Origin of the sequence: Pseudomonas sp. P42, from assembly GCF_017973755.1 — a bacterium.
In the GTDB taxonomy this organism is placed as follows: Bacteria; Pseudomonadota; Gammaproteobacteria; order Pseudomonadales; family Pseudomonadaceae; genus Aquipseudomonas; species Aquipseudomonas iridis.
The window spans coordinates 1,055,324-1,078,885 of the sequence record NZ_JACOPU010000001.1 but is presented as its reverse complement, the minus strand read 5'-3'; the positions used below and the strand labels follow the sequence as shown (position 1 = coordinate 1,078,885).

At 61.0% G+C, this 23,562-nt stretch carries 20 protein-coding genes; 14 read left to right on the top strand and 6 right to left on the bottom strand.

Annotated features, from left to right (window positions below):
* Window positions 1-85 precede the first annotated feature (85 nt).
* From H8B20_RS04865 to H8B20_RS04840, 6 genes are all read right to left on the bottom strand, one after another.
* A complete protein-coding gene (locus tag H8B20_RS04865) occupies window positions 86-670 on the bottom strand; it encodes a hypothetical protein (RefSeq protein ID WP_200617057.1) in 585 nt (194 codons plus the stop codon).
* Window positions 671-756: 86 nt separating this feature from the next.
* Window positions 757-939 (bottom strand): hypothetical protein, encoded by a 183-nt coding sequence (locus tag H8B20_RS04860; RefSeq protein ID WP_210622501.1) that lies wholly within the window; start codon window positions 937-939, stop codon window positions 757-759.
* Window positions 940-1,102: 163 nt separating this feature from the next.
* Entirely contained in the window at window positions 1,103-2,170 is a 1,068-nt protein-coding gene (locus H8B20_RS04855; RefSeq protein ID WP_210622500.1) for a lipocalin-like domain-containing protein, read from the bottom strand.
* Window positions 2,160-4,631 (bottom strand): FtsX-like permease family protein, encoded by a 2,472-nt coding sequence (locus tag H8B20_RS04850; protein ID WP_210622499.1) that lies wholly within the window; start codon window positions 4,629-4,631, stop codon window positions 2,160-2,162. Before H8B20_RS04850 ends, H8B20_RS04855 begins: the two co-directional genes overlap by 11 nt.
* Window positions 4,628-5,281 (bottom strand): ABC transporter ATP-binding protein, encoded by a 654-nt coding sequence (locus H8B20_RS04845; RefSeq protein WP_210622498.1) that lies wholly within the window; start codon window positions 5,279-5,281, stop codon window positions 4,628-4,630. Before H8B20_RS04845 ends, H8B20_RS04850 begins: the two co-directional genes overlap by 4 nt.
* Before the next feature lie 198 nt (window positions 5,282-5,479).
* Window positions 5,480-7,177: a sulfatase-like hydrolase/transferase gene (locus H8B20_RS04840; RefSeq protein WP_210622497.1), complete on the bottom strand. Its 1,698-nt coding sequence runs from the start codon at window positions 7,175-7,177 to the stop codon at window positions 5,480-5,482.
* 388 nt (window positions 7,178-7,565) lie between these two features.
* Here H8B20_RS04840 and H8B20_RS04835 point away from each other — a divergent pair, with 388 nt between their 5' ends.
* From H8B20_RS04835 to H8B20_RS04770, 14 genes are all read left to right on the top strand, one after another.
* Window positions 7,566-8,918 (top strand): UDP-glucose dehydrogenase family protein, encoded by a 1,353-nt coding sequence (locus H8B20_RS04835; protein WP_210622496.1) that lies wholly within the window; start codon window positions 7,566-7,568, stop codon window positions 8,916-8,918.
* Window positions 8,915-9,952: an NAD-dependent epimerase gene (locus H8B20_RS04830; protein ID WP_210622495.1), complete on the top strand. Its 1,038-nt coding sequence runs from the start codon at window positions 8,915-8,917 to the stop codon at window positions 9,950-9,952. The genes H8B20_RS04835 and H8B20_RS04830 overlap by 4 nt, the downstream gene beginning before the upstream one ends.
* An 18-nt stretch (window positions 9,953-9,970) precedes the next feature.
* Window positions 9,971-10,717 (top strand): sugar transferase, encoded by a 747-nt coding sequence (locus H8B20_RS04825; protein ID WP_042559767.1) that lies wholly within the window; start codon window positions 9,971-9,973, stop codon window positions 10,715-10,717.
* The gene (locus H8B20_RS04820) at window positions 10,717-11,364 is read left to right on the top strand and encodes a CpsD/CapB family tyrosine-protein kinase (protein ID WP_042559768.1); all 648 of its coding nucleotides are present in this window, start codon (window positions 10,717-10,719) and stop codon (window positions 11,362-11,364) included. Before H8B20_RS04825 ends, H8B20_RS04820 begins: the two co-directional genes overlap by 1 nt.
* Window positions 11,365-11,385: 21 nt before the next feature.
* A complete protein-coding gene (locus H8B20_RS04815) occupies window positions 11,386-12,408 on the top strand; it encodes a polysaccharide biosynthesis/export family protein (RefSeq protein WP_200617046.1) in 1,023 nt (340 codons plus the stop codon).
* A 16-nt stretch (window positions 12,409-12,424) separates the two neighbouring features.
* Window positions 12,425-14,017, top strand: a complete 1,593-nt coding sequence (locus H8B20_RS04810; protein WP_210622494.1) for a GumC family protein — start codon at window positions 12,425-12,427, stop codon at window positions 14,015-14,017.
* Window positions 14,014-15,105 carry a glycosyltransferase family 4 protein gene (locus tag H8B20_RS04805; RefSeq protein WP_210622493.1) on the top strand — a complete coding sequence of 364 codons (1,092 nt, stop codon included), beginning with the start codon at window positions 14,014-14,016 and terminating at the stop codon, window positions 15,103-15,105. Before H8B20_RS04810 ends, H8B20_RS04805 begins: the two co-directional genes overlap by 4 nt.
* Window positions 15,102-16,475 carry an O-antigen ligase family protein gene (locus H8B20_RS04800; RefSeq protein WP_210622492.1) on the top strand — a complete coding sequence of 458 codons (1,374 nt, stop codon included), beginning with the start codon at window positions 15,102-15,104 and terminating at the stop codon, window positions 16,473-16,475. The genes H8B20_RS04805 and H8B20_RS04800 overlap by 4 nt, the downstream gene beginning before the upstream one ends.
* Window positions 16,472-17,440 (top strand): glycosyltransferase, encoded by a 969-nt coding sequence (locus H8B20_RS04795; protein WP_210622491.1) that lies wholly within the window; start codon window positions 16,472-16,474, stop codon window positions 17,438-17,440. Before H8B20_RS04800 ends, H8B20_RS04795 begins: the two co-directional genes overlap by 4 nt.
* Window positions 17,433-18,569, top strand: a complete 1,137-nt coding sequence (locus H8B20_RS04790; protein WP_210622490.1) for a glycosyltransferase — start codon at window positions 17,433-17,435, stop codon at window positions 18,567-18,569. Before H8B20_RS04795 ends, H8B20_RS04790 begins: the two co-directional genes overlap by 8 nt.
* A 15-nt stretch (window positions 18,570-18,584) precedes the next feature.
* Window positions 18,585-19,586 (top strand): polysaccharide deacetylase family protein, encoded by a 1,002-nt coding sequence (locus H8B20_RS04785; RefSeq protein WP_042559775.1) that lies wholly within the window; start codon window positions 18,585-18,587, stop codon window positions 19,584-19,586.
* Complete coding sequence (locus H8B20_RS04780; protein WP_210622489.1) at window positions 19,583-20,887, top strand: lipopolysaccharide biosynthesis protein; 1,305 nt, start codon at window positions 19,583-19,585, stop codon at window positions 20,885-20,887. The genes H8B20_RS04785 and H8B20_RS04780 overlap by 4 nt, the downstream gene beginning before the upstream one ends.
* Entirely contained in the window at window positions 20,884-22,803 is a 1,920-nt protein-coding gene (locus tag H8B20_RS04775) for a hypothetical protein (protein WP_210622488.1), read from the top strand. The genes H8B20_RS04780 and H8B20_RS04775 overlap by 4 nt, the downstream gene beginning before the upstream one ends.
* Window positions 22,804-22,871: 68 nt before the next feature.
* Complete coding sequence (locus H8B20_RS04770; RefSeq protein WP_210622487.1) at window positions 22,872-23,561, top strand: GNAT family N-acetyltransferase; 690 nt, start codon at window positions 22,872-22,874, stop codon at window positions 23,559-23,561.
* The last annotated feature ends 1 nt before the right edge of the window (window position 23,562 follow it).

Sequence of the window (23,562 nt, the reverse complement as noted above, 5' to 3'; positions counted from 1 at the left end):
CTTTCAGAGCCCCCACAACCAACTAATAGTATGACTACTCTAATACAAAGACTGTACAAGAGCAGTCATCCTGTAGAGCTATAACTCAATTTTCGTGCTGACTGGTCACTTTTAATACATCGGTATAAGTGACTACAACGCTCTGTCCGACTTTGAGATTTTTCAGTTTGTCCTGAATTTCAGGCCGTTCGACGTTGAGGGTTTTCGATACGCCGGCAGGGTTCTGCAGCGTCACCTGATTTGTCTTCAAATCAATTTTGGTGATTTTCAATTGCACCTGGACCTGACGGTAAGCCTCGCCGCCGGGATTGCTGCTGCCCGGGGCATTGCGCAGCTCGCCGGTTCGCTCGGTGGTGCCAGGCAGACCTTTATCCACATCGGTATCGAGATAGGCCGCAACGGAGCGCATGACCTCAACGGTAACCTGGTCGCCAACCTTCAGATTGGCGAGGTTTTTCGCCTTCTCCGTGAGCTGTACGTGAACCTGCTTGCCTTCGGCGCCTTCCAGCACAACCTGATGATTCTGCGCATCAACCGCTAATACTTTGGTGGTGACTTTGTCGGCTTCAACCGTTGCCGACAGCGGTATGTCGGCGGCAAACGCAGAGAGACTGGAGGCAGACAGCAGCGTTGCGAGGGCGATGGACCTGGCGATTGCATGAAGCTTCATAAGCGTACTCTCCCTGTCGTTGAGTGGCAGCACCCGACGCCGGAATCATTTCAGGCCCGGGGTGTGTCACTGAGCATAGACGCTGGTCAGGGCTTGGCTTTGGTTTGTGGCGCGGCGGTTTCCTGTGCGGTCGATTCGCCACTGGCCGTGCCTTTAGCGCTCTCTTCACGCTGCTTCGGATCGGTAGGACGCAGCGCGTCGTTGTCGCGCTCGGTTTCCCCCGCTGGCCGGGCTTCGTCAGGATGCTGGTTTTCAGATTCAGGTTTCATCGGTGTTGTCCTCAGGCTTCAGGGTCGTCAAGTTCGCGGGCCACGTTTACGGCGGGAGAATCCTTGTGCAGGTCGTCGCTCATCTCTGGTCCTCAACAGGAAGTACCTTTTGTAGAGGTTCGACGGCCAAATGGAGTTCAACCGGATCCACGCAGAAGTCACATCAGTACCCGGTCATTTCCAGATACCCCTTGCCGCCGTGGCTGCCGCTGACACGCACCGGGCCTTCCCAATAGGGAATGCGCAGGTCCATCCATGCGTTGGGGTTGAGCGCCGAGAGGCTGATGTCGAGGTGCTTGTCTGGAATGCTGATCGTCCAGCGCACCGGCATCGCGCGGCCGGCGACCTTGGCGGTGTCTTGCGCGACAAGTTTGATCTGCTCGCTATGCAGCGTTTGCGTCTGGCCGTCAGCGCCGATCCAGGTGCCGGTCAGGTACGGCGCGCCCTCCTTCTGGCGCATGCGATAAAGCATCAGGTGTTCGCCGCTGTCCAGGTGCAAAGAGAACCAGTCCCAGCCAGTCTGGCTGGCTGTCAGCGGCTGGCTGCTCCACTCGCGGTCGAGCCAGGCAGGACCGCTGACGGTGTAAGTCTTGCCATCGATCTGCAGCGTGCCACTGGCCTGAAAAAACGGTTGGCTGTAGTAATACGATGCCTGCCCTTGTTCGGATTTCTGGCTGAACCCCTTGTCGCCCTGCAGCACCAACGGACGGCTGGAGGTGAGATGCAGTTGATAGGCAAATGATCTATCGCGCGCACTGAGTTGCAAGTCAGTCAAAGGATCGACCGCCTGACTGCTGAACTGCCAATCATCGATCCACGCCTCGAACGGCGCCAAACGCACGCCGGCCTGACCAACGCCGCCACGGGCATAACGCTCGGCGGCATGATGCGTCGTTGCCGAAGTCACTGCCGCATGGCCCAGCCAAATCGTTTGACTGCCCCAACCTGCCTGCTCCGGCACCGGTTTGAGGGCGCTGCGAAACAGCGTCCACTGCACGCCGAAATCATTGCCCTGCTGATCCTTGAGATTGGCGGTGACGTACCACCACTCAATGCGAAAACCCTCATGGGCGCCGTGATCCGCCGGAAAGCTGAACACCCGCCCCGGCACCACCGGCGTAAATGCCTGTGCCTGATTGCCCATCCCGGCAAAGCCCTTTTGCTCGGGCACTGACTGATCGCAGCCGCCGAGCAACAGCAGAACCATCAGCACAACGAAGTCAGTCCTCATGGGCAAACGTCCTCAGCAGATCCGCCGGTTGCGTGCGGTACAGCGAATACAACGGCCACGCCGACGCCAGCAATGTGGCCAGCAACGCCAGCCCCATCAGTTGCAAAAGTTGCCAAGGGAACACGCGCAACGGCAGACGCCAGCCAAACGCCTGCACGTTGATCACCGCGTCCAGACACCACGCCAGCGCAATACCCAGCGGCAGCGCCAACACCAGCGTCAGCACCGCCAACAGCCAGGTCTGGCCGAGGTTGAGCAGCATCAATTGGCGCCGTGTCACGCCCAGCGCCCACAACGGCGCGAGTTGGCCGAGGCGGCTTTGGCTCTGGGTCAACAGGCTGATAAACAGTGCCACACCCGCGACCGCCAGGGTCAAGGTGTTCAAAGCCGCCGTGGCGGCGAAGGTGCGTTCGAACACTTCAACCGACCAGCCCTTGAGCCGCGCCTGATCGACGATGCGGCTGTCATCGAATTGAAAACGCGCCTGTAATGCATTCAGAAATGGCGGAATGTTCTCTGGGTCGATACGCAGATTGAAACGGTTCGGCGTCAACTGCGGCCATCCGCGCAGCAGATGGTTGCTGTTGACCAGCAAGTGCCCCTTGGGATTGCCGTAATCGGCGTAGATGCCGACCACGCGCGGCGACCACGCGCCATTCGGTGCAGGAATTGTCAGGCGATCACCGGCGCGCACCTGCAGGCGGCGGGCGAGTTGCTCGCTGAGCATCACTGCATCATCCGTCGCCAGATGCGCCCATGGATCACCGCCACTGGCATCGAGCAATGGCCAGTGCTGGCGATAATAAGGATGATCAATCACCCCGTAGACATCCGCCGGCCAGCCTTGCAACGTGACCGCGACTTGCCAGTTGGGCAGCACCGCCGTCACCAGTGGCTGCTGTTTCAGCCAAGTGGACATCTCGCGGGCCTGGGCCGGGCTGCTCGGATTGATGTAAAGCTCGGCGCTCAGGCGTTGTTCGAGCCAATCGTTGAAAGTCTGGCGAAAACCGGCGGTCATGCTGCCAGCGCCGATATTGGCCGCCAGCGCCAGAAGCAACGCCATCAGCGCCAGGCTCAGTGCCGGCAATTGCTGGCGGCAGTCGGCGAGAAACCATTGGCCGAGCACCGAACGACTGCGCCCGAGCAGTTGATTCAACACGCCACTCAACAGCACCGGCAAGGCCAGCGCGGCGCCGAGCAGCAACCCCGCCATCAGCACAAAACCGCTGGCCAGGCTGTCGCCCCAAAGCAACGCCACCAGCGCAATCACGCCCAACACCAGGGCCAGCCAGCCCTGACGCCGCAACCAGCGCGTGTATTGCTCATGCCAGGCTTGCGGATCCGCCACCGCCAGCAGCGGCAAACGGGCTGCGCGAAGCAGGCTGTTGGCACCGGCCAGCAAGGCGCCGAGCAGGCTCAAACCGATCCCGCTGAACCACCACCAAGGGCTCAGACGCAACTGCCCCGCCACTTCTGCGCCGTACAACCCGCGCAGGCTGGCGGCGACATCCGGCAGCAACACACTGGCCAGCCAGTAACCGCTGATCACCCCGAACACTCCGCCGATCAGCGCCAGCACACCCAATTCGAAAATCAGGCAACCCATCAACATCCGCGCGCTGACCCCGCAGGCACGCAATGTGCGCAGCAAGCCGCGCCGTTGCTCCAGCGCCAGGCCGATGGCCGCATGCACGATGAATAAGCCGACAACAAACGACAGAAAACCCATAGCATCAAGATTGAGGTGAAAGCTCTCGGTCAGGCGCGCCAGATTGTTTTCCTCGCCACTGCTTTTAAGCTGCAACTGGCCTTTGAGCGTGGCCGGCAAGTCGCCGTGAAAATCCTTGGGCAACAGCAAACGCGAGAGTTGTCCGGGTTGTTCGAGCAGGGTTTGCGCGACGCCGATGTCGACCAATAACACGCCCGGCGCCATGTCCTTTTGCGCCAGCAACGGCGGCAACGTCTGGCCACTGACCGTTTGCGGCGTAGCGCCTTCGCGCAGGTTCAGGGCCTGCAGGGTTTCCGGGGAAATCCACGTACTGCCCGGCGGCGTGAAGAATTCGACGACACGCTCGATCGGCATCGCCTGCCCGGCCACAGCGGAATCCGCAGGCAGCGACACCGGTTCGATGCCCATCAGTTGCAGGCGTTGATTGTCGTGATCCTTGAGGCTCAAGCGTCCATTCAACAGTGGCGACACCGGCCAGCCCTGGCGCCGCAGGTCGATGAACCATTGTTGGGGGAACGTCGCACCGCTCGGTGTACTGAGGCTGGCTTGCGGTTCGCCGCCGATCAGTTGGCTGGCGCGAGCGTAGCTGTCGCGAGCCTGACTGTTCAGCGCCTCAACACCAGTCAACAGGCTGGTGGCCAGCCACAACCCGGTCAGCACACTGAAAAACTGCACCGGGTGCCGTTGCCAATGGCTGAGCAGCGCACGCAGGGTTTGCCGGAAGACAATCACGTCAAACGTCCGCTGGACAGCACCACCCGCTGCGCCAACCGCGCCGCCACCCGAGGGCTGTGAGTGACCATCAGCAAGGTCGTCGGCGTGTCGTCGAGCAGTTCCAGCAACAATCGCAGCACTTCGTCACTGGTCGCTTCATCGAGGCTGCCGGTCGGTTCGTCGGCCAACAGCAGTTTCGGCTGCGAGGCCAGCGCCCGGCCCAACGCGACACGCTGCTGCTGGCCGCCCGAGAGCTGCTCGGGATAGCGTTTGAGCAAATCGCCCAGGCCCAGACGTTGCACCAGATGCCCTTGCCAACGCGGATCGTGACGCCCGGCCAGGCGCGCCTGAAACGCCAGATTGTCTTCGACGCGCAAGCTTCCGATCAGGTTGAACTGCTGGAACACCAAGCCGATTTCCGTGCGCCGCCAGTTGGCCAGTTGCGCTTCGTTCATGCTTTCGAGCCGCTGCTCGCCGCCGCGAATGCTGCCGCTGTCGACCTTGTCGAGACCGGCGATCAAGTGCAGCAAGGTGCTTTTGCCACTGCCGGATTCGCCCATCAACGCCAGACTGCTCCCGGGTTCCAGCGTCAGGTCGACGCCTTGCAGCACGGGTAACGGGCCTTGGGGGGTAAGGTAACTTTTGCAAACGTTTTGGATCTGGAGCATGCCGCCACCTGATGAGTCAGTGTGGGGCAAGAATAGCGGATGACGGTGACAGACCTGAATCCTGCGTTGAATCACACGGCCTCATCGCTGGCAAGCCAGCTCCCACAGGGTGCGAGGGTGAACGCCATAGTGTGAACACCCTCAATTACTCTGGGAGCTGGCTTGCCAGCGATGAGGCCAGTTCTGTCCATACAAAACCTACTGCCCCGCCGCCACACTCGCCGGCGCCTGCGTCGGCGTCACAATGCTGCCCAGATCAATATGTTTCCACTCCGGCTTGGCCCCCAACCGCGCATTGAAGCGATAGTTGAAGGTGAACTCATCCACCGTCGGCACCGTCAGCGGCTTGCCGTACACCGATTCGATGCCCGCCAGGTCATAACCCATCAACTGCAACAGCGTCGGGAAGATGTTGTAGTGACTGGAGCGATCCTTATTCGCCGCCAACTGCGCCGACCAGTCGAAGGTTTTCAGATCGCGGCCCTGAATCACCACCAGCGGCACCAGGCCCTCCTCCTCCACCGGATCCCCGCCGCAATGGGTATTGAGCCCCGGGTTACCGCGTTCGTGCAGATCCTGCCCGTGATCGGAGGTATAGATCAGCAGTGCATTGTTCAGATTACCCTTGGCCAACACCCGCGCGAAAAACTCGCCGACGTTCCATAAAACCGTGTTTTTGTAGGCGTTGCGGTAAAGCACCCAGTCATCCACCTGACCATTGAAACCATCGCGCTCACCGGTATCGGCGACTTCCGTGAACTGCCCTCGCGGCAAGGTCGGGCGGTAGGCCATGAAGGCATCCGGGTATTTGTCGTGCACCGGAAAATGCGCGCCGACCTTGTTGATCAGGATCAGCTCGGGCTTGTCGTCGTTGAGCAACTCAATCAGCTTCGCGGCCGCGGCCATATCGCGGTCGCGCACGCTGGTGCGGTCGAATTGGACAAACTCGTCGATGTCCTTTTTCTCGGCGTCGTTCATCAGGTTCTGCAGGTTGCCACCGGTACGTTGGGCGTCGATGTACACCGTGCGCAGGCCGGCCTTTTTTGCGTACTGCCAGATCGACGGCAGGGTGCTGTTGATGCGCATGTAGTCGGCGCGGGTGCCGCCGTAGCGCAGGGTGATGTTGGTGTCGGCGCTGCAATTGGCGATGGACGCGGCATAACCGTAATTGAAGATGTCGACGCCTGCGTGGGGCTGTTTGAGGTTGCTGTGCACGCCAAACGGCGCGTTGATATCCAGATAATTGCCGGAGATGCTTTCGTCGATGATCAGCACGATGTCGTGCCCCACCGCTTGCGAACTGCGCGCCAGCGTGACCGGCTCACGCGGGCCGACGGTGTTGTGCAGCGCTTCATAGGCAAACAGGTTCAGATAGGCCAACGGTGTGTACATGATCGGCAAACCCCGGGCACCCTCGCCCGCGCGCAAAAACAGCACCGCGCTGAGCAGCAGCACGCCACACAACGGCGCCGCCACGCGCAACGCGTTCGGCACCATGAGCGAATGGCGCGGCTTGAGACCGATGGCAAACAACAGCAGCAGGCCATGGAGCGCGCTGTGGATGATTGCGTCCCGGTACTGGTACGCCGCTTCCTGAATGAAGCCGCCGGAATACACCAGCGAGACGAAATTGCTGTAGCTCAGGTAATCCGCGGTGACCCGGGTATAGATGTCGAAAAACACCGCCGAACCAAACATCACCAATGCGAATAGATGTCGAACGAGTGTCTGCCGTACATACGCCGTTAGATATAACGCCAAAGTTAGCGCCAAAAACATCGCGCCAAAAAGAAGTATAGAAAAACCCAGGCCGATAGCATTTACCCGCTCAATGTAATAAGCGGAGTAAAACAACAAATAGATAATTAAAAGCAGTTCTTTCGCATATCTGAACATGGCGATACCGGTCGTGCAAAAAGGCAGGGAGTCAAAGGTTTGTCGGGTAAAACCTGACACTAGCACCCAGCCATCAAAGCGCAAGAATTGACTGATTGTCCGGTAAAGCGTCAAAAAAAAGTTGACTCAAATCTGACACACCTTCAGCTCCAGAAGCCTTTAAATGTAAGGCTTACAACCGTTTATCGCTTATTCTAAATCTGAACAAATCTGCAAAAAATCAACAAATCCAATCGCAGCAATGACTTGATGGCCAATCGCCAAAAAACCCTCAAGTGTTATACAGGTGCAACATGTCATTTTGCTGACACGCTTTTCAAACACTGCGCTATACCCCTTCTACGGTCTTCTAAAAACTTCTTCTTTTCGCTCTATCGAGGGTGCGCAGATGGACGTGAGCGTATTTGGCACGGGCTATGTTGGACTTATACAAGCTGCTGCACTTGCAGATGTCGGCCATCGGGTTTTATGCGTTGACGTAGACCCGAAGAAGATTAAACAACTGCAACAAGCCGTGCCGCCCATTAGCGAACCAGGGCTGTCCAGCGCACTTGAAGAAAACATCAAGACTGCGCGCCTTCTGTTCAGCACTCAGGCCGGCGACGCGGTCGAACACGCCGAGCTGATTTTCATCGCGGTCGGCACCCCGGCCGATGAAGACGGCTCCGCTGACCTCAGCCATGTGCTCAACGTTGCCCGGCAGATCGCCGGGTTAATGGAGGCCGATCGTACCCTGATCATCAAATCCACGGTGCCGGTCGGTACCGCCGATCAAGTCCTCGCCACCGCCAACAGCGAATTGCTGCGCCGCGCCAGGACCGATTTGAACGTGCGCGTGGTCTCCAACCCCGAATTCCTCAAAGAAGGCAGCGCCCTCGCCGATTGCATGCGCCCCGACCGGATCATCGTCGGCACCCGCGATGAAGAGGCCCGCGAGCAAATGAGCGAGCTGTACGCGCCCTTCTGCCGCAACCACGAAAAACTCATGTTCATGGATAACCGCAGCGCCGAGCTGACCAAATACGCGGCCAACGCGATGCTCGCCACGCGCATCAGCTTCATGAACGAGCTGGCCAACCTCACCGAGTTGCTGGGCGCTGACATCGAATCAGTACGCAAGGGCATCGGTTCCGACCCGCGCATCGGCTATCACTTTATCTATCCAGGCTGCGGCTTCGGCGGCTCGTGTTTTCCCAAGGATCTGCGCGCCCTGCTGCACACCGCCGAACACAACGGCATGCCGTTGAAACTGCTGCGCAGCGTCACCGACGTCAACGACAGTCAGCGGCACATCCTCTTCAGCAAACTGAAAGCGCAGTTCCCCCAGGGCCTGGCCGGCAAGTCCATCGCGATCTGGGGCCTGGCGTTCAAGCCCAATACCGACGACATGCGTGAAGCCCCCAGCCGTTACTTGATGGATGCGCTGTGGGCCGAAGGTGCCAGCGTGCAGGCGTACGACCCGGAAGCCATGTCCGAGTGCCGGCGCCTCTATGGCTACCGCAACGATTTGCACCTGTGCGCCACCCGTGACGACACGCTGGAAGATGCCGATGCGCTGGTGATCTGCACCGAGTGGAAAAACTTCCGTGTGGTGGATTTCGAGTGGCTGGCCAGCAAGCTGCGGGCGCGGGTGGTGATTGACGGACGCAACCTTTACAACCCGGAACATCTGGCCGCTGCAGGCCTGCATTACAGCGGCATCGGCCTGCGCCACATCGCCCCCGAAGGGCTGCGCCCATGAAAATCCTGGTCACCGGCGCGGCCGGCTTCATTGGTGCCCATTGCGTTTTGCGGCTGATGCGCGACGGACACACAGTGGTCGGTCTGGATAATTTCAACGCCTACTACGATCCGCAACTCAAGCACGATCGCGTGCAATGGGTGCGCGAGCAGGTCGGCGATTTCCAGCTCGCTACGGTTGACCTGGCCGATGCGTCGGCCATCGAAGCGCTGTTCGTCCGGGAATGTCCGCAAGTGGTCATCCACCTCGCCGCGCAAGCCGGGGTGCGTTATTCGCTGGAGAATCCGCGGGCGTACCTGGACAGCAATCTGCAGGGTTTCCTCAACATTCTGGAGAGCTGCCGGCAGCATCCGGTCGAGCACCTGATCTACGCCTCGTCGAGTTCGGTGTATGGCGCCAACCAGACCACGCCGTATTCGGTGAAGGACGGCGTCAATCATCCGCTGTCGCTGTACGCAGCGACCAAGAAAGCCAACGAACTGATGGCCCACAGCTACAGCCACCTGTTTGGCATTCCCTGCACCGGGCTGCGTTTTTTTACCGTGTACGGGCCGTGGGGCCGGCCGGACATGTCGCCGATCCAGTTCGCCAAGGCGATCAGCGAGGGGCAACCGCTGAAGCTGTTCAACTACGGCGAGCATCAGCGCGATTTCACCTACATCGACGACATCATCGAAAGCATCGCCCGCCTCATCCCGCAACCGCCACAAGTCAACCCTGAATGGAACCGCGAACAGCCCGATCCCGCCAGCAGCATGGCTCCGTGGCGGCTGTTCAACATCGGCGGCCAGCACCCGGTGGAACTGAAAACCTACCTGGCGCTGATCGAAAAACACCTCGGTCAAAAAGCCGTGGTCGAGCTGCTGCCCTTGCAGCCGGGCGACGTCCTCAACACTTGTGCCGAGGCCAGCGATCTGGCCCAGGCCACCGGTTTTCAGCCCCGGATAGCGCTGGATGACGGACTCGGGCGCTTCATCGCCTGGTTCCGTGACTACTACCCAACTGCCTATCGCCCACGCGCCGCACGCGGCTGACCATCAGTGGAGAACGTTATGACTGGACATGAGAAAGCGATGCCGATGCAGGAACTGCGTCGTGACAAGCGCATAGACCCCGAGCACCGCATGCGCCTCGATGCCGCGATTCATCGCCAGGGTCGCGGTTGGGTCACTGGCCGTGACGGTGGCCGGCCATGGCAGGTGTCGCGGACCAATCGGATTGTGGCTTGTCTCGGCGCCCTGGCGATTCTGTTGGTGTTTTCGCCGCTGTTGATCGGCCTGGCGCTGGCCGTCAAGTTCACCAGCCCGGGGCCGGTGATGTTCGTGCAGAAACGCACCGGTTATCGCGGGCGCAAATTCGGCATGTACAAATTCCGCACCATGGTCGCCAACGCCGAAGACCTCAAGGAATCGTTGCGCCACCTGAACAAGCACGGGGCCGACGCGATTGATTTCAAGATCGACAAGGACCCGAGAATCACCGGCATCGGCGGCTTTTTGCGCCGCACCAGCCTCGACGAACTGCCCAACCTGATCAACGTGATCAGCGGCGACATGCGTCTGGTCGGCCCCCGTCCGACCTCATTCAATGCTTACCGCTACAAGGACAATCACCTCGCTCGCTTGAGCATCTATCCCGGAATGACCGGCCTGTGGCAGATCTCCGGACGCAGCAACATCGACTTCGACCAGCGCGTTGAGTTGGACCTCAGCTATATCGCCGAGCAGAGCCTTCTGCTTGATCTGAAGATCCTGTTGAAAACCCCCTTCAAAGTATTCAGCGGCCACGGAGCAAGCTAATGGACGGTTCAACCAATAAAAGCCTGAGCATCGCCAACCCCAGCGAATCGAACCTGACCTCGACCGTGCTGGATCTGGATCTGCGGATTCTGTTCCTGACCGCCGCCAACCCCGGCGCCGGCACCACCACCAGCGCGCTGGCACTGGCCAGTCAACTGGCGCAGATGAGCAGCGGCCAGGTGCTGCTGGTCGACGCCAGCCAATCGGCGAGCAACCTGACCCAGCAGATGAACCTGAGCAAGGAGCGCGGCCTGCGCGACCTGCTGTTCAACCCGGACAACCCGCCGCTGTTGCAGGACTGCGTGGTGCAGATTTCGAGCCTGCCATTCGACGTGCTGCCCAACGGCCGGCCGATCCGCACCATGGAACACCTGACCGCCGAGCGCCTGAGCCCGTTGCTCGATCAGTTGGGCAGCCGGTACCGCTTCGTGGTGATCGATGGCGACGCGGTGTATTCCGCCGCCGACACGCTGGTCATCAGCACTCAGGTCGATGGCGTGGTGTTCGTGGTTCGCGCTGAAGACACCCGCTGGGAAGTCGCCCAGGCGGCCGTGCAACGCCTTACCCAGGCCGGGGCAAAAGTGGTCGGCAGCGTGTTCAACCGGCGCAAGTACTACATGCCCAAGTGGCTTTACAAAAATCTGTGAGCAACCGCAAAGGATGACGCCATGAACGCCAAAATGCTTGTCTTGCTCTTGCTGCCGCTTGCGGGCTGCTCCAGCAATTCCGATACCCGCAACATGCCGGTGAATATCCTCACCGCCACCCCGGCCAACGCCCAGGCAACCGATATGCCGAAGATCGAGCAGACCCTGCGCCCGCAGGATGTGCTGGACGTGATCTTCCGCATCAGCACCAGCGGCTCGGAGGCCTACCGCGTGCAGTCGGGTGATCAGATCGGCCTGAATTTCACCGCTGCCAGCCAGCTCAACGGCAATCAACTGGTGCTGCCCGACGGCACCATCGAACTGCCGGGCGCCAACACCTCGGTGAAAATCGCCGGGCTGACCAGCGATGAGGCGCGGCAGGAAATCCAGCGGGTCTATCAGCGCAAACAACTGTTCCAGCCCAACCGCAATCAGCTGACGGTGCAGATCATCAGCCCGTTGACCAACGAACAGAACCTGAAAAATGCACTGAACCACCCGGCCACCGGCATGAGCCGCGAGATCACCGTCGGCACTGACGGCTACGCCAGTTTTCCGGAAATCGGCGCCGTACCGCTACAAGGCATGACCATCAATCAGCTGGAAACCTTCCTTAATCAGAAGTACGCGCAACTGCCGGGCCGTATGACGGTGGACGTGCTGCTCAAGTCCACCGCCGGCAATGAGATTTACGTGCTCGGCGAAGTCGGCCAACCGGGTTCCTACCCGATCCGTCGACCCGTCTCGGTGCTTGAGGCGCTGACCCTGGCGCGCGGCACTAACGTCAAGGCGCGACTGGACTCGGTGGTGATCATGCGCCGCAACGGCAATCAGGTGCAGGCAGTGCACTACGACGTCGAAAAAGCCTTGTCCGGCGATGCTTCGCAAATCGCTTATCTGCAACCCGACGACATGCTTTTTGTGCCGAAAACCAAACTGGCCAGCGCCGGTGAACTGGCTCGGCAACTGGCGGACGTAGTGTTGTTCCAGGGCGTGGGCTTCAGCTTCGGCTACCGCGTCGACAACAAAGACAGTGATAACTAACTCTCAGGTGACCGACATGAACCCAAAGGAAAACTACCTGCACGAGTTCTTCAGGATCTTCTTCGCCAACAAGCAACTGGTGAAACGGGTCTTCCTGATCTTTGCAGTCATCGCCCTACTGCTGCCATTGGTGCTCAAACAGAGCTTCGATATCACCGCGCAGGTGATCGTTCAGTCGAAAAAACTCTCCCAGGGTGACGCCACCACGTCGCTGACGGTGGACAACGCCACGTTCATTCCGCCGTCGCTGGCGGACATGGAAACCGAGAGCAACATCCTCCGGTCGCCAGCGCTGATCCGCCAGACCATCAGCGAGTTGCGCGACAAGGGCGAATACACGCCTTCGCCGGGCATCTTCAGCAAACTGGTGAGCGAGCCGTTCAAGCGCTACGTCAGTTCGCCACTGCGCGAATACGTGATCAACCCGACGCGCAACATGCTCGGGCTGGAGACCGATCCGGTGCGTGACACCACGCTCGATGCGCTGACCCAACAGGCCATCGATAGCCTGAAGATCGAGACCCTGCCCGGCTCCAACGTGATCTCGATCATCTACAGCTTCCCGGACCCGCATCAAGGCACGACGTTTGTCAGTGCCCTGCTGCAGAACTATCTGGTCAGCCGTCAGGCGCTGCAATCGATCGACCTGCCGCAGTCCTTCTACGAATCGAAGAAGCACCTCTATCAAGTGCGTCTCGATGGTCTGGAAGGCAACCGTCAGGCCTTGCTGGAAAGTGTCGGCGCCTCGGATCCGAAGGAAGAGATCACCTTCCGCCTGAACGCGATCAACACCGAAGAGCAGGCGCTGAACCTGTATCAGGATCGCCTGTTGCAGAGCCAGCGCTGGCTCGAATACCTGAAAACCGCTATGGCCGCCGCCAGTAGCAGCAAGCTCAACGATTACACCTTCCCCTTCACCTTCACCACCACCGTCGACAACGTGGCGTTCGAGGACCGGGAAATCAAACAGATGGGCGAACAACTGACCACGCAGGTCAGCCGTTACATGAACGACCTGGCGGTCTTCCAGCCTGGCAGTGAACCGATGCTGCTGACCCGCGAGCAAATCGCCCGCACCCGTCAGCAGTTCCTCAAAGTGGTGAGCAACCGCATCCAGGAGCGTACTGCCGATCTGGCCGTGGTCAAGCAGGTGATCGACCAGAAAACCGCGCGCATCACCGAGTTCAAGAACCGTATCCACGAGTTGCAGCAAACCCAGAGCAAGCTGCGGCAGATGGACACCGAAATTGATGCGATGCACGCCGCTTTTTCGACCTATGCCCAGCGCTTTGCCGAAAGCAGCACCACCCGCTCGCTCAACGACGACCTGTCCAACGCCCGGGTACTCAGCCCGCCGTTTGAACCGACCGAGGCGGCCTTCCCGAAACCGGGGCTGATTATCCCGTTCGGCCTGCTCACCGGTCTGTTGCTGGCGATCGCGCTGGTCTACGTGCGTGAGTTCTTCGATCACCGCTTCAAACACCCGGCGCAAATCAGCCACGAACTGGGCTTGCCGGTGCTGTTGGTGATCAACGACCAGAATGTGCTGCCAAGCAATCCGCACAAGAACTGGACGGTGCCAAGCTTCCTGCACTGGGTGCGCAATTGAACACGGCGCCCGCCCCGAACGCCGCCCTGCCGATCATTCATTTGCTCAGCAGCGGCGGTTTCTATGGGGCTGAACGGATGTTGCTGGATCATTGCCTGGCGACGCCGGGGCAGCATCAGGTGCTGTTCCTCGACGCCCCAGCAGAGCTTATCGCGCGGTTTCGTGAGGCCGGGGTGGACTGCCGGGGCTGTGCCGGGCTGGGGGAGTTGCTGCGGCACTTGCGGCAGCGGCAAAGCGAGCAGCCGCTGATCAACACCCACAACTTCAAAGGCCTGTTGTTTGGCTGGGTCGGCGCGACGTTGTTGCGCCTGCCGCTGGTGATCACCCAACACGGCTTCACCCCGCGCAGCCGCAAGCAAAAGTTCTACACCTGGCTGAGCCTGCAACTGTGCCGCACCGCCTCGGTAGATCGGGTGGTCTGCGTCGCGGAAAGTATCGCGCTGCTGCACCGTCAGGCCAGCGTACGGGCGGAGAAGCTGCAGGTAATTCCCAATGGTTTGCCAGCCGCGGCGGCGCTGGTGCATGACGTCGGTCGGCAGCGCTGGCTCGCGGGTTATGTCGGGCGTCTGAGCAGCGAGAAAGGCCCGGATCTGTTTCTCGATGCGCTGATCCCGCTGTGTCATCAACATGCGCAACTGGATGCGGTGATGCTCGGCGACGGCCCGGAACGCGAGGTATTGCAGGCGCGAATCGATGCCGCTGGCTTGCAGCAACGGATTCGTCTGCCGGGTTACCAGATCGCCATGCAACCGTGGTGGCAGCAACTCGATGCGCTGGTGATCAGCTCGCGCACCGAGGGTACGCCGATGATTTTGCTGGAGGCGATGCAGGCCGGTGTGCCGGTGGTGGCGTTTGGCGTTGGCGGGATTCCCGATGTGCTGGAACACCGACACAACGGTTTGCTCGTCGAACCCGTCGACAGCGCGGCCCTCGCCCGTCAGCTCGACACGCTGTTGACTGAGCCGAAACTGGCGCGGCAACTGCGTGATAACGCAAAACGCACGCAACTGGATCGCTACGACCTCAAGGCTCTTGCTGAGCGCTGGTCGCAGCTGTACATCCGCACGGCACGGGAGGCACGCGCATGATTTTCCCGCTCTCGATCGTCAGTCTGCTCAGTCTGGTCTGCATTGCTTTGCTGGCCAGCCCTTATCCGTATCTGGCGCCGGGGGCAGTCCTGGGTCTGGTAGGGTTTGCCGTGTTGTATCGCAAGCCGTCCTGGGGCTTGCTCGGCATCGCCGTCCTGGTGCCGTTCGAAGGTTTTTTCAAGGACAACATACTGTCCGGAAGCAAGCTGATCGGCGCATCACTGGCGGTGATCCTGATGCTGCAACTGGCGCTGCACCAGATTCCCTCGGAGCGCCTGCGCAGTAATATCTGGCGCTACCTGATCTGGTTCATGGTTCTGTACTTTCTGAGCCTGTTCAACACCGATGACATGGGCATGTCGCTGGGGCACCTGCGCGAACTCGGTGTCGGTCTGATCCTGTTTGTCATCACCCTGCTGATCGGCCGCGAGCTTAACCTCGACCTGTTCGCCCGATTGGTGACCCTGGCGGTCAGCACCACCTGCGCCATGGCGATGTTCTCAAGCAAATTCCAGGACCAGGGCCGCGCCGCCGGGCTGCTTGAAGATCCCAACGCGTTCGCCCTGCTGATCGCTTTCGCCATTCCGCTGGGCCTGCTGCTGGTGATCCGCAGCCCGAACCTGTGGCATCGGTTGTTCTGGGGCGGTTGCTGCCTGCTGCTGTTGGGCGGCATGACCAAAACCGAGTCGCGTTCCGGGCTGGTGGTGCTGGCGCTGAGTCTGTTGATCGGCTGCTGGCACTACCGCGCGCAACTGACGCGGATTCGCCCACGGCATTTGGGTTTTGCCATGCTTGGCGCGGCCATCGTGATTCCGTTGGCGATCTATGCGATGCCTGCCGGTTACCTCGCGCGCATTCAATCGCTGAGCGTGCTGAGCGCGGGCGCCAAGGGCCACAACGACGAATCCCTGGGTCGCCGCGCCTCGTACATCGTGGTCGGCAGCCAGATGATCCGCGAGAACCCGCTGCTCGGCTCCGGCCCCGGGACTTTCCCGTTGCACTACGCGACGACCGGATACGCCAAGGCGTTTTCCGCCAACCGCAAGATCGGCGACCTGTACCGCCGTGCACACAACACCTACCTGGAAATCTTCAGCGAACTCGGGGTCCCTGCCGGACTGCTGTTTGTCGGGATGCTCGGCCTTGGGTTGTACAACCTGATTCGTGCGCGGGCCGCCTGGATGCTGCGCCGCGACTGGCAGCAGGCGGATCTGATGACGCATCTGGGTGTGAGTTTTCTGTCGCTGACGCTGTTTCTGATGTTCCTCAGCGCACCGAACCAGAAATACGTGTGGATCATGCTCGCCATGACGAGCGTGCTGCGCCTCAAAGCCGAACAAGCGCCATTGACGAAGGAGGCCCGCGCATGAGCCGGATCAGTATCGTCATTCCGATGTACAACGAGGCCCGGCACATTGGCCGCACGCTGCTCGCCGCGCAAAAAGCCGCGCACGCCGCTAATGTCGAGTGCGAATTGATCGTGGTCGACAACGGTTCGAGCGATCAGGGCCCGCAGATTGCCCGCCAGTTCGGCGCTCAGGTGTTGGTGATGCCGGGCCTGTTGATCGGCGCGTTGCGCAATCGCGGCACGGCGATCGCCAGCGGTGAATGGCTGGCGTTCATCGACGCAGACGTCGAGATGCCGGAAGACTGGCTCACCCCACTGCTGGACATCGAAGCCAGCGGCCAGGCCGATGTTTTTGGCCTCGATCTGCACACGCCCGCCGCCGCGCCGTGGTACGCCACCGCATGGCAGCGCCGCACGTTGCGCCCAACCAGCCACGCCAGCCATGTCGTCGATTGGCTGCCCAGTTCCAACCTGTTGATGCGCCGGCACTGGTTCGACAAGGTCGGCGGTTTCAACGAAAGCCTGCGTACCGGCGAAGACAAGGAGTTCACCTTGCGCCTGCGCGAGCACGGTGCACGCCTGCTATCGGTCAATGAGCAGGTCGCGTTGCATTGGGGCTACGAAATGAACTGGCGCGAGTGGATGGGCAAGGAGATGTGGCGTCAGGGCAGTCATCTGCAACTGCTGCGTACCCATGGCTTGAGCCTGCGCCTGCTGCGCTTCCCCCTGCTGTCGATCGCGGTGTGGGTTCTGGATTTTCTGGCGATTTCGGCACTGCTCGACGGCTTCCCGCATCACGCGTCACTGATGGTCTTCTTGACCCTGCTGCCGGGCCTGGTATTGAGCATTCGCCAGAGCATCAAACACCGAAACAGCGGCCTGACCCTGCAATTGTGGGGCTTGCACTGGATGCGCCTGCACCTGGCCGGTGCCGCGTTCATTCTGAGCCTGTGTCATTGGAACGCCAGGAGGCCTGCCCGTGGCTGAGTTCATTTTCTGGATGTGCCTGTTACTGCCGGTCTACGCCTATCTCGGCTATCCGCTGCTGCTGACGCTACTGGCGCCGCTGTTCCCGGCCTGGCGCCATACTCCGGCGCCGCCGCTGAACATCAGCATCGTGGTTGCCGCGCACAACGAGGCGCGGCACATCGAGCACAAGTTGCGCACGCTGCTGGCTCAGGATTATCAGCCGGCAACGTTGCAGATCATCCTCGCCAGCGATGGCTCGACAGATGACACCGTGGCTTGCGCGCGCAAAGTGGTCGACCCGCGCATCACCGTGCTCGACCTGCCCCGCCAGGGCAAGGCCGCGACGCTGAATGCCGGCGCCGCGCTGAGTACCGGCGATATTCTGGTGTTCACCGATGCCGACAATCAATGGTCACGCGACACCCTCGGCCACTTGCTCGCGCCGTTGAGCGATCCGCAAGTTGGCGCCTGTGCCGGGCACATGGTGATTCCGGTCACCGGCGGGGGCCTGAGCGTCGGTGACAGCCTGTATCGGCATTACGAAGGCTGGTTGCGCCGTATGGAGAATCGCACCGGTTGCATGGTCTCCGCCGATGGTGCTCTGCTCGCTCTGCGCCGCGAGTTGTTCCAGAACGTACCGGCCGAGGTCAACGACGATTTCTTTATCAGTACCTGCGCTCCGGTGGCACGCAAACGCATCGTCTACGTGCCCGAAGCGCAAGTGATCGACCATGGCGTCGACGAGGCGGGCAAGCAATTTCGCCGGCGTCAGCGCGTTACCGTCGGCGGCTTGCAGAGCCTGGCGCAACGCAGCGAGCTGCTCAATCCGTTCAAGCATGGCCTGTATTCGATCGCCTTGATCAGCCACAAATTGATCCGCCGACTGGCGCCCGTGCTGTTGCTGCCGTTGCTGCTGAGCAACTTCTGGCTGTGGCAAGAACACGGCTTCTATCGCTTGAGCCTGATCGCGCAGTTGATCGGCTACACGATCGCCATCGCCGGCCTGCTCGATTCGCAACACCGCTTGCCCAAACCCTTCCGTCTGGCGGCGTTTTTGCTGATCACCCTGGCGGGTATGAGCCTCGGCCTGTGGCAGTTCCTGCGCGGCCAGCGGTATGCCCAGTGGAATCCGGAACAGAACCGATAAAAAAGGACTCAGGCCATGGCGATCAAACAACTACTCAAACGCACCAGTGGCTGGCTCTATCTCAATTCGTCCGTGGGCCGCAATCAGCTGCACGGCGCCGGGGTGATCCTGATGCTGCATCGGGTGCTGGCCAACGACCGCGCCGCCGACCTGCCGCACCGCAACGAATTGTGCGTCGGCCCGAAAGCGTTCGAGCACTTGCTGGTGTGGCTGCGCAGGCATTTCGATTGCGTGCCGTTGATGGAGATTCTGCAGCCCAATTCGCTGCGCACCGAACGGCCACGCGTTGCACTGACCTTCGACGACGGCTGGCGTGACAACGCGGTCAACGCCTTCCCGCTGCTGCAAAAACACCAGGTGCCGGCGAGCATTTTCCTCTCCACCGACTTCATCGGCAGCCACCAGCGCTTCTGGTGGGAAAGCCTGGGCGAAACACTGTGGGGCAGCCATGGCGACAAGGCGCGGATGCATTTGATTGAATGCCTGCGCGTCTGCGGTCATCCCTTGCCGGTGCTGGTCGATGACATCGATGTCGACCGCCGAAGTCTGGCGCTGCTGCATTACCTGCAAAGCCTCAAGAGGCTTGCACCGCACGAGCTGGATCGCCTGACCGACGAATGCCCGCAGGACTCGCAACCGCAAGCGCTGGACTGGCATCAGGTGCGCGCACTCGAAGCTTCGGGGCTGGTGCGGTTCGGCCCGCACGGCGCCAGTCACGCGATCCTCACGGGTCTGGATGATGTGCGCCTGGACGAAGAAATCAAGCGCAGCCGCGATGCCCTGTACAACGGCTGCAACCGGCCCTTACCGGTGTATTGCTACCCCAATGGCGACAACGATGAACGCGTGCGCCAACAGATTGCCGATCACGATTACCCGTTTGCGCTGGGCACCGGCACCGGCATTTATCGCGGTGAAGGCGACCCGCTGAACCTGCCGCGTTTCGGCGTCAGTCAACGCAGCGCGCGCAATCCGGAACTGCTGTCGTGGCGGATTTATCGCGGGGCACGGCCATGAGCCGTAACCACTATCTCAAACATTTGGCGCTGAGCATGGGCACCAAACTGGCGATGATCGCCCTGCGCCTGCTGCGCAACGTGTTGCTGGCGCGAATCCTCGGGCCCAGTGAGCGTGGTTTGTTTGCGCTACTGAGTACCTTGCCCGACCTGATCAGCGCCGCCACCAGTGGCGGGCTGAATTCGGCGGTCGGTTATCAAGCCGCCAAGCAACGGCCGATGGGCTTGCTGCTCGCTCAGGTGCTGGTGTTCGGCTGTCTGCTGGCGGGACTGCTGACCTTGCTGGTGGTGGCGCTGGTACGTGAGTTCGGTACTGAACTCGACATCACAATGCAACTCGGTCTGCTCGCCTGGCTGTTGCTGCTGGCGGTGCCGTTGACGGTGCTGAAAAGCGGCTTGCTGACCCTGCACAACGCTTCCGGCGGCGTGGTCGCGTTCAACGTCTTGCGCCTGACCGAATCGCTGGCGCCGCTGCTGCTGTTTCTTGCGCTGTTCTGGATGTGGAAAAGTGCTGCGCTGGAAGCGGCGCTGATCAGTTGGCTGGCCGGGATAAGTCTGGTGGTCCTGGCCGGTTGGGTCTGGCTCAAACGTGCGCAACCGATGCAGCTGCAATGGGACCGTGCCAGCCAGAACGAGCTGCTGCGCTTCAGCGCCCGCAGCCATCCGGACCTGTTGTTCCAGCAAGTGATTCTGCGCTCGGATTACCTGTTCATCGGCGCCCTGCTGGGCAGCACCGCGCTCGGCCATTACGCCATGGCCAGCGCCGCCGCCGAACTGCTGCTGATCGTTCCCGAGGCCGTGACGACGCCGCTGATGAAGCGCCTGCTGCAACAGGACGCAGGCATGGACAAAGTCACCCCGCTGGCCCTGCGCCTGACCGCCACGGTGATGCTGGGCGCCTGCCTGACCATGGCCGTGATCGGCGAATGGTTGATCATCACGCTGTTCGGCGTGGCGTATCAACCGGCCTATCCGGCGCTGCTGGCCTTGCTGCCGGGCCTGCTGGGTCTGTGCTACGCGAGCATTCTGCGTCTGGATCTGATTGGCAAGGATCGCCCTGGCACGGTGTCGTTGCTGATGGGCCTCGGCGCCCTGCTCAATCTGGCGCTGAACCTGGTGTTGATTCCGGCTTACGGCATCGTCGGCGCCGCAGCGGCATCGTCGATTGCCTATCTGGCGGTGACCGTGGCGATGCTGGTGCTCTATTGCCGTTTGAGCGGCGTTGCGTTCTGGCACACCCTGATCATCCTGCCCCGTGACGTGCTGCCGATGCTGCAGATCCTGCAACGGAGGGCCGCATGAAAGGCCTGGCCCTGCTGTTCGGCGTCAGCCTGTCGCTCGACGCCTTCGCCGCGTCGATGCGCTGGGGCGAGATCCGCGACGGCAGTCTGTACCTGCAAGCGGATCGCCCGGATACCGTGACAGTGCGATGGGTGCCGGCATGGCAGGCCGAGGCCAATGAAGAACATCTGTATCTGCTCGACGGTCAGGGCAAATTGCAGGGCGAACGGCTGATCCAAGCCAGCGAAACTCGCGGTTCGCAGACCTGGACTTTGCTGCCCGGGGCTGCAAGCAGTCGACTGGAAATCCCCGGCTATAGCTTTCGTGGTTATCGGATTGAACATGACGAAAAAACCGTGGCGCTGTTCGCCCCGGCCAAAGTGCATTTCAGCGCCGAAACGCGTAACGGCGACGAGTTGTATTTCAAAGTAGCCGCCGGCGAGCGCGCGGTGCTGGCCGGCAAGTTTCATGGCGGCGTCAGCGGTTTGCAGGCACAGCGGGTCGGCGATAAGCAAACGCTGACGCTGGCACTGAAACCCTATCGCGCCTATTGGCAGTTCGATCAGGTCGCACTGCCGGTCAGCCAACAAGAACAAGTCTGGCGCTTGCGATTGCAAGGGAGCGGCAAAGCGGCGTTCTGGCTCGACGGCACCGCCAACCTGTTTGCGCAAACTGCGCAGCAGCTCAAACCGCTGCGCGAAGACGTCGGCCAGATTCACCTGGTTCTGCACGACAAAGTCCTCGGCCGAACGCCCGATCTAGGCATTGCCCTGCCTTACGTGATGCCGCCGCCGGCCAGTCATGCCGCGCTCGATGCGCTGAAACCGACGGCGGCGAGTTACTACAGCTTCGTCGACGTCACGGCGAAGAACCCGCATTTCGAAGACGCGTTCCGTCAGGTTTATCAGGAGCGTTTCGGCATCCGACAGGACATCACCCTGCTCGCCGGCAGTCAGCGGCAGGCCGATCTGCGCGCCGACGTACAAAGCAACAGCGGCCTCGATGCGTGGCTTTCCGGCACTCGGGCACTGGGTGGCAAAGGCACGCACTACATCGGTTTCGCCGATGAGCCGAACCTCAATTATTCGAGCTATGCGCAGTACCAGGCGATTTTCACCAGCATGGCCCGGCAAGTGCGCAGTGATCCGGCGAATGCCAGGGCCGGCGTGCGCATCGCCATGCCGGCCAGTTCACGGCTGGTCAACGGGCCGTTCGCCGACAACGCGGCGGACAAGCGCGGCATCGATTGGGCGCGGCGTTTGCTGAGTGAGTCCGCCGATCAGGTCGATGCGCTCGCGTGGCACGAATGGATGATCCGCGACCTGCTCGCCACCCGCGTCTACCGCGACAGCGTGCGACGCGCTGCCGAACTGGTCGGCCTCGATGGCAATGGCCAGCCGCGCAAAGCCTTGCTGCTCGATCAGACCAATATGTCCAGCGGCTCCAGCCTCAGCCTCTACGATCAGGACACCCATTACGCCTCGCTGTGGTGGGCATCAGTGGTGATCAACGCCTCGCAGGATGGTTTGCTGACGATGCTCAACTGGTTCCAGGCCGCCGATGAGCCGCAGTACCCCAAGGGCATGTTGCGAGTGCTCGGCGACGATCATTTCGAACTGAAACCGGTGGGGCTGGCCCAGCAATTCATCGCGCAGCATTGGCTGCAGCAAGTGCTGCAGCTGGACAACGATGGTTTTGAAGTCGATGTACTGGCGATGGCCGACGGCGAGCAGCGTGGCTTGCTCGGGGTGAACAAAGGCACGCGATTGCAGCGTGTGGAACTGAGCGGTGTCAGGTGCCCGTTGAACAAAGGCGCGTTGCGTTATTTCGGCGCCGACAACCGCAGCCGCGATGCACCGTTTCACTGCGAGGACGGTCGCGTGCGTTTCGCGGTGCCAGGACAAACCCTGTTCGCCCTGCACTGGAGCGCCTCATGACCGCCCTTTTGATGTTCTGCCGCGCGAGCCTTGAGCCGCGCGATGCGTCGTCATCAGGAGTGAATACCATGAAACTGCTGCGTAACCTCACTGAACATCTACGGCAGAAAGGACTCACTGCCACCGTAAAAAAAGCCTGGAACCATTACGTCTTTGCCCACCAGGAACTGCTTTGGATGGAGCGCGATCTGGCCAGCCCGGTACCGCCGCACAGCCTTAAACCTTATCCGCCATTGCGGGTGGTGAAGATCACGGCAGACAACGCCAGCGCCTTCGCCCGTTATTTCGGCGACCGCGTCGGCACCATGGCCGAACTGGCCAACGAAGGGCATACCGGGCACATGCACCTGGACGATCAGGGCGATGCCGTGGCGTTCATCTGGGGCACCGTGCGGGACTATTTCGACCGGCATTACTACGGCTGCCTGTTCCCGGTGAATGCCGGCGAGTTCTTCGAGTTCGGCGGCGAACTGACCCGTGCCTACTGGGGCACCGAACTGTCAGTAGATGTGCAGCTGGCGCTGTGGAAAGCCATGGCCGCGCAAGGCTGCGACAAAGTCGTCGACGTCTGCGAATTCCATAACATCCCGGCGCTCAAGCTGCACCTGCGCATGGGCTATACCGAACAGCAACGGATCATGAATGTGTACATGCTGTTCGGCCGCTGGCGCTTCTACCGCGAGACCCGCTACAGCGGCTCGCGCCTGGAAGCGCTGCGCAAACCTTCCCGCCCACCCGTAACGGCCACGGTGAACTGAG